Genomic DNA, 13,339 nt, shown 5'->3' with positions numbered 1-13,339 from the left:
TCCGGCACCGCATGCGGACGGGATATCGGTGATCGTCGCCGGTGGCGGCACTGCAGGACATATCGAACCGGCCCTGGCCGTGGCCGATGCGCTGCGCCGGCTGGCCCCGGGCATTCGGGTGACCGCGCTGGGCACCCAGCGCGGTCTGGAAACGACGCTGGTCCCCGAACGCGGCTATCCGCTCGAGCTGATCCCGCCGGTGCCGCTACCGCGGAAACCGAGTATGGATCTGCTGCGGCTGCCGGGCCGGGTCCGAGCCTCGGTAGCGCGTACCAGGGAGATCATCGACGCGGCCGGCGCCGATGTGATCGTCGGGTTCGGCGGCTACGTCGCGCTACCGGCGTATCTGGCTGCCGGGCCCGGTGTGCTGCGCCGCCGGCGTGCGGTGCCGGTCGTGGTGCACGAGGCCAATGCCAAGGCCGGTATCGCGAACAAGGTCGGCGCTCGCCGTGCCGCGCGGGTACTCGCGGCGGTCCCGGATTCGGGCCTGGACGCGGACGTCGTCGGGATACCGGTGCGTTCGGCGATCACCTCGTTGGACCGGGCCGGACTGCGGGCGCAGGCCCGTGACCATTTCGGCTTGCCCGCGGAGGGCCCGGTGCTGCTGGTGTTCGGCGGGTCGCAGGGCGCGCGGTCGATCAACGACGCGATCTCCGGCGCCGCGCCGCAACTGGCCGCGGCCGGTATCTCGGTTCTGCACGCGCACGGTCCGAAGAACACCCTCGCGGTGCCGGCCCCGGATCCTCGCGCTCCTTACGTCGCGGTGCCCTATCTTTCGCGGATGGATCTGGCCTACGCGGCGGCCGACGCAGTGGTCTGCCGTAGCGGCGCGATGACCGTTGCCGAAGTGTCGGCGGTGGGCCTGCCCGCGGTGTATGTGCCGCTACCACACGGAAACGGCGAACAAGAACTCAATGCCCGGCCCGTTGTCGCCGCCGGTGGTGGCAGAATCATCGGGGACCCCGAACTGTCCGCGAAGTATGTGATCGATGAGGTGATACCGCTGCTCACGGATCCAGCACGCATTGCCGAGATGGGCCGCGCCGCCGCCGGTGCCGGTCACCGCGACGCCGCCGACGAGGTCGCGCGGATCGTGCTGCGGGCGGCGGGCCGGTGAGCGAGGACCAGGTGACGGCGGTTCCCGCCGGGCCGGGCACGCTCCCCCCGGAGCTGCTCCGGGTACACATGGTCGGAATCGGTGGCGCCGGCATGTCGGGGATCGCCCGGATCCTGTTGTCGCGCGGGGGTGCGGTTTCCGGTTCCGATGCCAAGGAGAGCCGCGGTGTGCTGGCCCTGCGGGCACGCGGGGCGCAGGTGCGCATCGGGCACGACGCCGGTGCCCTGGATCTGTTGCCCGGCGGCCCCACGGTGGTGGTGACGACCTACGCCGCCATCCCGAAGACCAACCCCGAACTGGTCGAGGCCCGGCGCCGCGATATTCCGGTGCTGCTGCGGCCGGCCGTCCTCGCCGCGTTGATGAGCGGCCATCGCACCCTGCTGGTCTCGGGGACTCACGGTAAAACCTCCACCACCTCCATGCTCATCGTCGCGCTCCAGCATTGCGGTGTCGATCCGTCGTTCGCGGTGGGTGGTGAGCTCAACGAGGCGGGTACCAATGCCCATCACGGCAGCGGCGATACCTTCGTCGCCGAGGCCGACGAGAGCGACGGATCGTTGCTGCAGTACGACCCGGATGTCGCCGTGGTCACCAATATCGAATCCGACCACCTCGACTTCTTCGGCTCCGACGATGCCTATGTGCAGGTATTCGACGATTTCAGCGACCGGCTCGTCGCGGGCGGCCTGCTGGTGGTGTGCTTGGACGATCCGGGTGCGCGGGCGCTGGCCGAGCGGGTCGGGCCGCGGCTGGTCGAACGGGGGGTCGGGGTCCTCGGTTACGGTTCCGGTGACCTGCCCGATGCGCCGGTCCCGGTCGGGGTCCGGTTGCACAGCTGGGAACCGCGGGATGTGGGCGGTATCGCCCAGTTCCAGCTCAGCGGCGAACCCGCACCGCGGACCCTGCGGCTGTCGGTACCCGGCCGCCATATGGCGCTCAACGCATTGGCCGCGCTGCTGGCCGCGCGGGCGGCGGGCGCCGATATCGACGAGATCATCCAGGGGCTGGAAGGTTTCGGCGGCGTCCATCGCCGGTTCCAGTTCGTGGGCCGGGAGAACGGTGTCCGCGTTTTCGACGATTACGCTCACCATCCCACCGAGGTCCGTGCCGTGCTCGGCGCCGCGGCGGAGCTTGTCGATCAGGAGGCGCGCGACGGCGCGCGATCGCGCCGCGGCCGGGTGATCGTGGTCTTTCAGCCGCACCTGTACAGCCGCACCGCGACTTTCGCAGCCGAATTCGGGTCCGCACTCGATCTGGCCGACGAGGTGGTGGTGCTGGATGTGTTCGGCGCCCGGGAAGAGCCGTTACCCGGTGTCAACGGAGCTCTGGTCGCCCAGTCGGTCGGCAAACCCGTGCACTACCAGCCGGATATGTCGCGGGTCGGCCGGCAGGTGGCCGGATTGGCTCAGCCCGGCGATGTGGTGATCACGATGGGCGCCGGGGATGTCACCATGCTCGGCAGCCAGATCCTGGACGGACTACGCGCGCGTCCGCAGTACGGGCGGTGACGCGGAGTGCGGTCGGGGACGCGGCGATTCGGGATGCTCGGGTCACGGCGTTTCCGGTTGTGGGCGGTGCCCGCGGTAGCGCTGGTGATCACATTCGCCGCGCTGGCGTGGTTCTCGCCGATGCTGTCGGTACGCGAGGTGCGCATCGAAGGGGCGGCGGGTGCGATCCCCGAAGACCAGGTCCGCGAACTGCTGCAGATTCCGGACCGGGGATCGATTCTGCGGATCGATACCGCCGCAATGGCTCAGCGGGTGGCGAGTATTCCGAAGGTGCGCAGTGCGCGCGTACAGCGGGTGCTGCCGTCGACGGTGCGGGTACGGATCGAGCCGCGAACTCCGGTGCTGTACTACGACACCGCCGAGGGGGCGCATCTGCTCGACGCGGACGGGATCGAGTACGCCATCGAGCCTGCGCCGATCGGAGTTCCGAAGCTGGAGACCGAGAAACCGGGCAGTGCGGATGCACTCACTCGGGCGGCGGTTTCCGTGGTGAGAGTGCTGCCACCGGAATTGACGGCGCAGGTGGACAGTGTGCATGCCGAAACCGTCTCGGATATTTCGCTGACACTGCGCGACGGTCGCACTGTACTGTGGGGCAGCAGCGAGGACGGCGAACGCAAATCGGCGGTGGTGTTACCGCTGCTGACGCGTCCGGGATCCGTGTTCGACGTCTCGAGTCCCAGTCTGGTCACGGTAAAATGAGTTCCAGCAATCTTGTTCGGTTCGACCCTGTCCGGTTCGCCGCGCTGCGGCGTCCCCGGGCAATCGCGCGGCGATTACCTACCGCGGGTGCCGGGGGCGTACCACGATGTGGGCGCGGGCCGTACGGCAACCGTTCACAATACGACGGGCAACGTCGTGGCGGCGGCGAGTTCGCCGAAGAAACTGCTGATCGTCTCGGCGCGCCTGCGAGCGGATCGAGACGGCGGCGAATAGCGTTCGGCACCAGTCGGATACTTGACATAACTCCAACCCTATGGTTGAGGTTCAGGGTTCGCCCGGATCACGGTTCGCGGATTGCGATCGGACGGACCAATACGGGGTATCCGGAAACGACAGACTTTGGATCGAAGGAAGGCGAGAGCTCATGACGCCCCCGCACAACTACCTTGCCGTGATCAAGGTCGTCGGTATCGGCGGCGGCGGCGTGAACGCCGTCAACCGAATGATCGAGCAGGGTCTGAAGGGGGTCGAGTTCATTGCGGTGAACACCGACGCCCAGGCACTGCTGATGAGCGATGCCGACGTGAAGCTCGATGTCGGGCGCGAGCTCACTCGGGGACTCGGCGCCGGCGCCGACCCGGAGGTCGGCCGTAAGGCCGCGGAGGATCACAAGGACGAGATCGAAGAGGTGCTCAAGGGCGCCGATATGGTCTTCGTGACCGCGGGTGAGGGCGGCGGTACCGGCACCGGCGGCGCTCCCGTGGTCGCGAGTATCGCGCGCAAACTGGGCGCGCTGACCATCGGTGTGGTCACCCGGCCGTTCTCGTTCGAGGGTAAACGCCGCGGTAACCAGGCCGAGGTCGGCATCAATATGCTGCGCGAATCCTGCGACACCCTGATCGTGATCCCCAACGACCGCCTGCTGCAACTCGGCGATGCGGCGGTGAGCCTGATGGATGCCTTCCGCTCCGCCGACGAGGTACTCCTCAACGGTGTGCAGGGCATCACCGATCTGATCACCACCCCGGGCTTGATCAACGTCGACTTCGCCGACGTCAAGAGCGTGATGTCCGGCGCCGGGAGCGCGCTGATGGGTATCGGTTCCTCCCGGGGGGAGGGGAGATCGGTGAAAGCGGCCGAGGCGGCGATCAACTCACCGCTGCTGGAGGCATCGATGGACGGTGCGCACGGTGTCCTGCTCTCGATCGCCGGCGGTTCGGACCTCGGTTTGTTCGAGATCAACGAGGCCGCGTCGCTGGTACAGGAAGCCGCCCATATCGAGGCCAACATCATTTTCGGTACGGTGATCGACGATTCGCTCGGTGACGAGGTACGGGTAACGGTTATCGCCGCCGGGTTCGACGGCGGCGGCCCGACGCGACGCACCTTCGATACGGCGAGCAGCCGGGGATCGCTCGGTTCCGGGCGCACCGCGGATATCTCCGCGCAGTCCGCGCGCAGTGCCGAACTCGGGCACTCTCGCTCGGCCGAACTCGGTGCGGTGCGCGGTCACTCCGAAGAGCCCGCGTCCCTACGGTCGTCGGATTCCGGTTCGTCGGTCGCCCGGGGCCCGGCCCCGAGCTACCGCGATACCGAACGCGGCCGCCCGCCGGTCGATCCGACCCTCACACACAACAGCCGGTCGCATATCCAGCCGTCGCCGGAGCTGCCCGACGATGATGACGACGTCGACGTCCCGGATTTCATGCGCCGCTGATTCACCGCGGCCTGACCGGCTTCCGGCGCGGTCGGCAGTGGCGCCGGAAGCGCCGGGGCCTTCCGCTGCGTTCGTCGCTCCCGATACATGGCCGGGCGGACGCGGGTCTGCACCGGCGTCCGGGTGTGTAGTGCCACATCCCGGGCGCTGTCTGCCTGTTCGTACGGTCCTGGGCAGGTGCCGGCCGGGTGCCGCGGTTGATCGGCCACGCTCCTTTCGCCGTGCACTGCCGGTGAATGGGTCACACACGCCGTGCCCACTAGGCTCGACATCATGACTGCGCCACCGGTACTCACCGTTCGACGGGTAGTGACCACGCGCGCGGGGGGTTTCTCCGCGCCGCCCTACGATTCCTTCAATCTCGGCGACCACGTCGGTGACGACCCGGAAGCGGTGCGGCGCAACCGTGCCCGCCTGGCCGCCTCCCTGGATCTGCCTGCCGATCATCTGATCTGGATGGACCAGATCCACGGGCGCACAGTGGCGACAGTCGACGGCCCGCGCGCGGAACCGGTGCCGGGCACCGATGCGCTGGTCACCACGCGGCCCGGCCTCGCCCTGGTGGTATTGACCGCCGACTGTGTACCGATCCTGCTCTCCGACGACGAAGCCGGCGTGATTGCGGCGGTCCACGCGGGCCGGGTCGGGGCGCGGATCGGCATCGTGGGGCGGGTGCTGGAGGCGATGATCGCCGCCGGGGCGCGTCCGGAACGGATAGGTGCACTGCTGGGGCCGGCGGCAAGCGGCCGGCAGTACGAGGTGCCCGCCGATATGCGTGCCGATGTCGAGGCGCATCTGCCGGGCAGTGCTACGACAACGGTGCGGGGTACGCCCGGACTGGATCTGCGCGCCGGGATCCGGCGTCAGCTCACCGCGGCCGGTGTCGGCGCCGTCGCCGAGGACCCGCGCTGCACGATCGAGGACACCACCCTGTTCAGTCATCGGCGCGGTGCGCCCACGGGCCGCCTGGGCAGCGTTATCTGGATGGAGCCCGCCAACTAGGTGTTCCGGCGCCGTCGGGTGGGAACTGCCGGGTATCCGGCGCTACACGGTCCGTGGTTGTGGTAGCCGAGTGCGGAGGAGGAGATTCATGATCACAGCAGTACATCGCGGGAAGCGGATCGGCGACGGCCGATGAGTGGGATCGGGCGCGCTGACCGCGAACGCACCTGGGGTTCGGTGGGGCGTGTGCCCGTCGGCGAGCCGGACGAAATAGGCGCGCCGGGTCACCGAGCCGCCGGCTCCGCTGTCCCGGACAGTGGTCGGACGGAAGCGGGAAACTCGGCCCGCGCCGATGTGCTGGCCCGCCGGCTCACCGGCCTGCTCGCCCGCATAGATGCTGCGTGCGTGGCCGCGGGCCGCGATTCCGGCGAGGTGCGCCTGCTGCCGGTGACGAAATATTTTCCGGCCTCGGATATCGCATTGCTGCATCGTCTGGGCCGCCGGGACTTCGGGGAGAACCGGCCCCAGGAGGCCGGAGCCAAGGCCGGCGAACTAGGGGAGTTGGGGCCGTTGCGCTGGCATCTGATCGGCCGGTTGCAGCGGAACAAGGCGCGGCAGGTGGCGCGCTGGGCCTACGCGGTCCAGTCGGTGGACAGCGAACGCCTGGCGACCGCACTGGAAGCGGCCGTCGCCGGGGCGCTGGACGCCGGTGAACGGCAAGAGCCACTGGAGGTACTGATCCAGGTGAGCCTGGATGCCGACCCGGCGCGCGGCGGGGTGGAACCGGCCGGTGTCGCGGCGCTGGCGGACCGGATCGCGACATCCGCGGAACTGCGGTTGGCAGGGATTATGGCCATTCCGCCGCTGGTAGCAGACCCGGATGCGGAATTCGCGCGGCTGGCCGAGATCCAGGCCCGGTTACGGGCCGCGCATCCCACCGCCACGGAACTGTCCGCCGGTATGTCCAATGATCTTGAAAGAGCCATTGCCCATGGATCGACGTGTGTGCGTGTCGGTACCGCCCTCATGGGCGAGCGACCGATAACCTCGGCGTAGCAAACAAACCTCATCAGTCACATTCGACACATATGCTGGGACACGACGAGGGCTGAGCAAGACTTCAACACCCGGCCGCCACCGGGGCCGAAGGAAGGTCGACCAGAATGAGCGAGCGCAGCGAGCGAATAATCGACGCAGCCACGAGCGTGCTCGTGACGGAGCCGAGCGGCAGCGAGGCGCAGTCGCCGAGCGGCAGCGAGGCGCAGTCATGAGCACGCTGCACAAGTTCAAGGCGTACTTCGGCATGGTTCCGCTCGAGGATTACGAAGACGACTACGTCGACGATCGCACCCCCCGCGGGGTCGAGGATCGCGGCGGGCGCCGGCCGCGTGATTACCCCGACCGCGCTCCCCGCGACTACGACGACCGTCCGGACTACGACCGGTACGCCGAGGACCGTTACGACGGCCCCGACTACCGCGAGGCGCCGTACAAGTCCTCGTACCAGCCCAGCTACCCGCCGCCCCGGCGGGACGACTACCCGGGCGACACCTACGCCGACGATTACGAGGGCCCGCGCCGCCCCACCCGGATCGACGCCGCCGCCTCCGGCCGGTATCGTCCCGGCGGCGGTGCCTCCCTGCGCGGCGCGACCAGGGGGGCGCTGGCAGTCGATCCCGATGCCGAAGAGCGCAGGCTGGCCGAACGGGTCCGTCCCGAACCGGCAGCCGCCCGCCGTCCCGCGATCTTCGAGGACGGAGGTCCCTTGTCCAAGATCACCACGCTGCGCCCGCGTGACTACAGCGAAGCGGCGATCATCGGTGAACGGTTCCGGGAGGGCAACCCGGTGATCATGGATCTGGTCGACCTCAGCAACGCCGACGCCAAACGCCTGGTCGATTTCGCCGCCGGGCTGGCGTTCGCCCTGCGCGGCTCGTTCGACAAGGTGGCCACCAAGGTGTTCCTGCTCTCTCCGGCCGATGTCGACGTATCGGCCGAGGAGCGCCGCCGGATCGCCGAAACCGGTTTCTACAACCAGAAATAGCGGCGGTCGCGCCCGCGGCGGGCGCGACGCGGCCGGGACCGAAGTCGGCGCGGGCATTTTGCACCGCGCCGATTTTGCGGCAGAGTGAGACCGTGGCCTTGTTCGCGGTGCTGTACTTCGTACTGTTCATCTTCTGGCTGTTGCTGATCAGCCGGGTGATCGTCGAGTTCATCCGTAGTTTCGCCCGCGACTGGCGTCCCACCGGGGTGATCGTCGTGATACTCGAGGTGATCTTCACGATCACCGATCCTCCCGTGAAGCTGCTGCGACGGCTGATACCACCGGTCTCGCTGGGCGGAATTCGACTGGATTTGTCGATTATGGTCCTGCTGTTCCTGGTGTTCATCCTGATGTCCGTTGTCAGCGGCCTCGGCGGGTCGGTAGCTCCGGTGTGACAGAATGGTCCGAGAAGACTTGCCAGAGCCGCTAGATCTGACAACGCGCGAAGGGATCCTTCCATGCCGCTGACTCCAGCCGATGTGCACAACGTCGCGTTCAGCAAACCGCCTATCGGGAAACGCGGCTACAACGAGGACGAAGTCGATGCCTTCCTGGATCTGGTCGAGCAGGAACTTTCCCGATTGATCGAAGAGAATGCGGATCTTCGCCAGCGGGTTGCCGAGCTCGATGCGGAGCTGGCCGACGCCAAGAGCAGCCGCGGCCCGGCCGGTGCCGGTCTCGGTAAACCGGTGCAGCAGGCACCGCCGCCGGAACCGGTGAAACCGCCGGTCCAGGCGCCGCCGTCGGTCCCCATCCCGGCCGTTCCGGTCGCACCGGCCGCGGCGGATGCCGGTGCCGACGCCAATATGCAGGCCGCGAAGGTGCTGAGCCTGGCGCAGGAGATGGCCGACCGGCTCACCACCGATGCGAAAACCGAAGCCGAGAATTTGCTGGCGAGCGCCCGTGCCAATTCCGAGCGACTGGTCAACGATGCGCGGGCCCGCTCCGAAGAGATGGTCGCCGACGCGCGGCACAAATCCGATTCCATGCTCTCCGATGCGCAGACCCGGTCCGACGGCCAGCTGCGGCAGGCCAAGGAGAAGGCCGACGCGCTGCAGGCCGATGCCGAGCGCAAGCACACCGAGATCATGGGCACCATCACCCAGCAGCGCAATGTACTCGAGAGCCGGATACAGACCCTCAAAACCTTCGAACGCGAGTATCGGGTGCGCTTGAAATCGTATCTGGAATCGCAGCTCGAAGAGCTGGAGAACCGTGGGTCGGCCGTACCGGTGGATGAGGGCGACACCTTCGATACCGGGGCCAACCAGCAAGCGCTCGCCTCGTTCGGTCAGGGCGAGTAAGCGCTCGATACTGCTGGGCGCGAACGGGCACCCGGCCTGCTGTCCTGGGGGTCATCATGCTTGTCTTGACACTGGCGCTTGCCGCGATCGGCCTGGCTCTGCTGATACTTTCACTGACCACCGGATCGGTGGTCTGGGCCTGGGGCTGCATCGTGGTGTGCGGACTCGGTGCTGTGGTGTTGCTGGTGAGCGCACTATCGATGCGCGCGCCCGAAGAGGAGTTGCCGCCGCGAGACCAGCACGCGAAACGCTGACGAGGACTACTGCGAACGAGAACCGAACTGTCCTTCCGTGGTGTGCGGCGGGGCGGGCCTAATAAGTAGTTGACCATCGCGGTTAGAATCAAACCTTGATAGGCGACGATCCGGCCATCACCGGGGAGCTTTCGGAAGAACGGCGTCGTGCAGCGGCTCTGGTGCGCTGCCGCCCACGCCCAGTAGAACCGAACGGGTCAGCCCGTCACAGCTGGAAACGAGTGGTCCGCCCGCCCTGCCGGGTAGGTGGACAAGCGGGGTGGTACCGCGGTACCGGAGCACCGATTGCGCCGGTCGTCGTCCCCGTGCCGGATACGAGAGCGCTGCGGCGCCGGGCACGAGGAGATGTGAATCCGCGATGGCGGACGAGAATTCCAGCAGCGCATATCCGCGAGTCGAACTCGGTGGCGGATCGGGCACGACCTTCCCCGAGTTGGAACGGGCCGTCCTGGACGCATGGGCCGCCGACGGAACCTTCCGCGCCAGCATCGACAACCGTGCCGCCGCGCCCGATGAGGCGGGCCCGGCCGGGGCCGGCGAGTTCGTGTTCTACGACGGCCCACCGTTTGCCAACGGTCTGCCGCATTACGGTCATTTGCTCACCGGATACGTCAAAGACGTCATCCCCCGTTTCCAGACCATGCTCGGGAAACGGGTCGATCGGCGATTCGGCTGGGACTGCCACGGACTGCCCGCGGAAATAGAAGCGGAGAAGCAGCTCGGTATCACGGACAAATCACAGATCGACTCTATGGGTCTCGCGGAATTCAATGCGGCGTGCAAGAATTCGGTCCTCCGCTACACCGGGGAATGGCGCGACTATGTGACCCGTCAGGCGCGCTGGGTGGACTTCGACAACGATTACAAGACCCTCGATCTCGACTTCATGGAGTCGGTGATGTGGGCATTCAAATCGCTGTACGACAAGGGCCTCGTCTACCAGGGTTTCCGGGTTCTTCCCTACAGCTGGTACGAGCAGACTCCGCTGTCGAACCAGGAGACCCGGCTCGACGACGCCTACAAGATGCGCCAGGATCCGGCGGTCACCGTGGATATGGTGCTGCGGGTCCCGGCCGAGCATCCGCTGGCCGGACTGGACGGTGCGGCGGCGCTGGTCTGGACGACCACTCCCTGGACCCTGCCCTCGAACCTGGCGGTCGCGGTGCATCCGGATATGCGCTACGTGCAGGTCCGTGGCGTCGACGGCAAGCGGTACCTGCTGGCTGCCGAACGGCTCGGCCACTATGCCCGCGAACTCGGCGAGGAACCGGCAGTGCTCGGCGAGTACGACGGCGCCGCGCTGGTGGGCCTCGAATACCTGCCGCCGTTCGACTTCTTCGTCGGGCATCCCCGGGCCCACCGGGTGCTTTCGGCCGACTATGTCGCCACGGACTCCGGTACCGGCCTGGTGCATCTGGCACCCGCGTTCGGTGAAGAGGATATGGAGGTGTGCAGCGCCAACGGGATCGAACTGGTGCAGCCGCTCGACCCGGGCGGCAAGTTCACCTCGATGGTGCCCCCGTACGAGGGGCTGATGGTCTTCGATGCCAACCCGGTGATCATCAAGGATCTCAAGGCCGCCGGGAAACTGCTGCGGCACGAGACCATCGAGCACTCGTATCCGCACAGCTGGCGGTCGGGGCAGCCGCTGATCTATATGGCGGTGCCGTCGTGGTTCGTCGGGGTCACCGAGTTCCGCGACCGGATGGTGGAGCTGAACAAGCGGGTCAACTGGGTGCCCGAACATATCCGGGACGGCCAGTTCGGCAAATGGCTCGAAGGCGCCCGGGACTGGAACATCAGCCGTAACCGCTACTGGGGCAGCCCGATCCCGGTGTGGACCTCCGACGACCCCGCCTATCCGCGTATCGATGTCTACGGTTCGCTCGACGAATTGGAACGCGACTTCGGTGTCCGGCCCACGGATCTGCACCGGCCGATGATCGACGAGCTGACCAGGCCCAACCCCGATGACCCGACGGGGCGCTCGACCATGCGCCGGGTGCCGGAAGTGCTGGACTGCTGGTTCGAATCGGGTTCCATGCCCTTCGCTCAGGTGCACTACCCGTTCGAGAACAAGGAGTGGTTCGACTCCCACTTCCCGGGCGATTTCATCGTCGAATACAACGGGCAGACCCGCGGCTGGTTCTACACCCTGCATGTGCTGGCCACCGCTCTGTTCGACAGCCCCGCATTCGAGAACGTGGTCGCGCACGGCATCGTGCTGGGCGACGACGGCCTGAAGATGAGCAAGTCCAAGGGTAACTATCCGGATGTGAACGAGGTGTTCGACCGCGACGGCTCCGACGCCATGCGCTGGTTCCTGATGAGTTCGCCGGTACTGCGCGGCGGGAACCTCATCGTCACCGAACGCGGTATCCGGGAGGGCGCGAGCCATGCGCTGCGGCCGCTGTGGAATGCCTGGACCTTCCTGCAGCTGTACGCACCCGAAACCGGCACCTGGCGGACGGATTCGGCGAATGTGCTGGACCGCTACATTCTGGCGAAGCTGGCGCAGACCCGGGATGTGATGACCGCGGCGCTGACCGAGTTCGATATCGCCGGGGCCTGTGAGGAGCTGCGGACCTTCGCCGACGCGCTCACCAACTGGTATGTGCGCCGGTCGCGTTCGCGTTTCTGGGCCGAAGAACGGGATGCGGTCGACACCCTGCACACCGTGCTGGAGGTCGTGACCCGGTTGGCGGCGCCACTGCTGCCGTTGATGACCGAGGTGATCTGGCGCGGTCTCACCGGGGGGCGGTCGGTGCATCTGACCGATTGGCCTGCCGCCGAGACGCTGCCCGCCGACACGGAACTGGTCGCGGCGATGGACGAGGCGCGCACCGTGTGCTCGACCGTGCTCAGTCTGCGCAAGGCACAGCAGCTGCGGGTCCGGTTGCCGCTCGCGGAGGTGACCATCGCCGCCGCCGACGCCGAACGGCTGGTGCCCTACGCCGATATCATCGCCGACGAGGTGAACGTCAAGAAGGTCGATCTGACCACCGACGTCGCCGCGCACGGCCGGTTCGAACTGGCCGTCAACGCCCGGGCAGCGGGCCCGCGGCTGGGTCGTGAGGTCCAGCAGGTGATCAAGGCGGTCAAGGCCGGCGATTGGACGGAAAGCGCCGACGGTGTGGTCACCGCGGCCGGAATCGAGTTGCTCCCCGAGGAGTACACGCAGCGACTCGTGGCCGCCGAACCGGAATCCACCGCTGCGCTGCCCGGTAACGCCGGGCTGGTGGTGCTCGATTCGGTGGTCACCGAGGAACTCGAGGCCGAGGGCTGGGCCCGCGATATAATCCGGGACCTGCAGGAGACCCGGAAATCGCTGGGACTGAATGTCTCCGACCGGATCACCGCGACGCTCGAGGTTCCGGCGGACCGGCTGGAGTGGGCGCGGGCACACCGCGATCTCATCGCCGGTGAGGTACTCGCTGTCGAACTGGAATTCGGCCCCGTCGGCGCGGACGGCGCCGAGCTGACGGGCGGATCGCGAGCTCGGGTCGCGAAGGCTACCCGGTAGGCCGGCTCTCGCCGATCCAGGGCTCCTTCCGATGATCGGCGGTGTGCGAACGCCGCACACCGCCGATCCGCCCGGTTTTCCCCGGATCGGCGGAGCCGGACTTCCCGGCCATTTCCGTGCCGACTGCGGAATACCTGTGCCGGTCTGCCGGAGCCGGTTGGTGCGGGGGTTCGCCGCAGGGGATGGGCGGCGGTGTTCCGGGGCTTTGCGCGGCGGTCACCCGGAGGTGCGGGAGCCCGAGAACTTATGGCCATGACCGAGATGGAG

The 13,339-nt window shown here is 67.5% G+C and carries 12 protein-coding genes; all 12 read left to right on the top strand.

What is annotated here, in order from left to right:
• Positions 1 to 22 precede the first annotated feature (22 nt).
• The 12 genes from murG (at position 23) to ileS (ending at position 13,072) form a co-directional block, all read left to right on the top strand.
• Positions 23 to 1,117, top strand: a complete 1,095-nt coding sequence (murG, locus tag NS6_RS07920) for an undecaprenyldiphospho-muramoylpentapeptide beta-N-acetylglucosaminyltransferase (protein WP_068038892.1) — start codon at positions 23 to 25, stop codon at positions 1,115 to 1,117.
• 68 nt (positions 1,118 to 1,185) lie between these two features.
• Positions 1,186 to 2,625, top strand: a complete 1,440-nt coding sequence (murC, locus tag NS6_RS07915; RefSeq protein ID WP_068038895.1) for a UDP-N-acetylmuramate--L-alanine ligase — start codon at positions 1,186 to 1,188, stop codon at positions 2,623 to 2,625.
• A 33-nt stretch (positions 2,626 to 2,658) separates the two neighbouring features.
• Positions 2,659 to 3,327 (top strand): cell division protein FtsQ/DivIB, encoded by a 669-nt coding sequence (locus NS6_RS07910; protein WP_068038779.1) that lies wholly within the window; start codon positions 2,659 to 2,661, stop codon positions 3,325 to 3,327.
• Positions 3,328 to 3,339: 12 nt separating this feature from the next.
• Positions 3,340 to 3,561 carry a hypothetical protein gene (locus tag NS6_RS07905; protein ID WP_068038777.1) on the top strand — a complete coding sequence of 74 codons (222 nt, stop codon included), beginning with the start codon at positions 3,340 to 3,342 and terminating at the stop codon, positions 3,559 to 3,561.
• Between the two features lie 151 nt (positions 3,562 to 3,712).
• Positions 3,713 to 5,005 carry a cell division protein FtsZ gene (gene ftsZ, locus NS6_RS07900; RefSeq protein WP_068038773.1) on the top strand — a complete coding sequence of 431 codons (1,293 nt, stop codon included), beginning with the start codon at positions 3,713 to 3,715 and terminating at the stop codon, positions 5,003 to 5,005.
• Positions 5,006 to 5,278: 273 nt separating this feature from the next.
• Positions 5,279 to 6,007 (top strand): peptidoglycan editing factor PgeF, encoded by a 729-nt coding sequence (pgeF, locus tag NS6_RS07895; RefSeq protein ID WP_068038771.1) that lies wholly within the window; start codon positions 5,279 to 5,281, stop codon positions 6,005 to 6,007.
• 132 nt (positions 6,008 to 6,139) lie between these two features.
• On the top strand, positions 6,140 to 7,003 hold the full coding sequence (locus NS6_RS07890) for a YggS family pyridoxal phosphate-dependent enzyme (RefSeq protein ID WP_084470822.1): 864 nt from the start codon (positions 6,140 to 6,142) through the stop codon (positions 7,001 to 7,003).
• Between the two features lie 211 nt (positions 7,004 to 7,214).
• Positions 7,215 to 7,991, top strand: coding sequence for a cell division protein SepF (locus NS6_RS07885; RefSeq protein WP_068038768.1), 777 nt, complete (start codon positions 7,215 to 7,217; stop codon positions 7,989 to 7,991).
• A 92-nt stretch (positions 7,992 to 8,083) separates the two neighbouring features.
• A complete protein-coding gene (locus tag NS6_RS07880) occupies positions 8,084 to 8,386 on the top strand; it encodes a YggT family protein (RefSeq protein ID WP_068038887.1) in 303 nt (100 codons plus the stop codon).
• A gap of 63 nt (positions 8,387 to 8,449) precedes the next feature.
• Positions 8,450 to 9,295: a DivIVA-like cell division protein Wag31 gene (gene wag31, locus NS6_RS07875; protein WP_068038765.1), complete on the top strand. Its 846-nt coding sequence runs from the start codon at positions 8,450 to 8,452 to the stop codon at positions 9,293 to 9,295.
• A 56-nt stretch (positions 9,296 to 9,351) separates the two neighbouring features.
• The gene (locus tag NS6_RS07870) at positions 9,352 to 9,549 is read left to right on the top strand and encodes a hypothetical protein (RefSeq protein ID WP_068038762.1); all 198 of its coding nucleotides are present in this window, start codon (positions 9,352 to 9,354) and stop codon (positions 9,547 to 9,549) included.
• Between the two features lie 358 nt (positions 9,550 to 9,907).
• Positions 9,908 to 13,072, top strand: a complete 3,165-nt coding sequence (gene ileS / locus NS6_RS07865) for an isoleucine--tRNA ligase (protein ID WP_068038759.1) — start codon at positions 9,908 to 9,910, stop codon at positions 13,070 to 13,072.
• Positions 13,073 to 13,339: the final 267 nt, after the last annotated feature.

The sequence above is a fragment of the Nocardia speluncae NBRC 108251 genome (assembly GCF_001613245.1).
Taxonomy (GTDB): domain Bacteria; phylum Actinomycetota; class Actinomycetes; order Mycobacteriales; family Mycobacteriaceae; genus Nocardia; species Nocardia speluncae.
The sequence above is the reverse complement of the archived record's forward strand: the minus strand, read 5'-3'. Positions and strand labels throughout refer to the sequence as shown.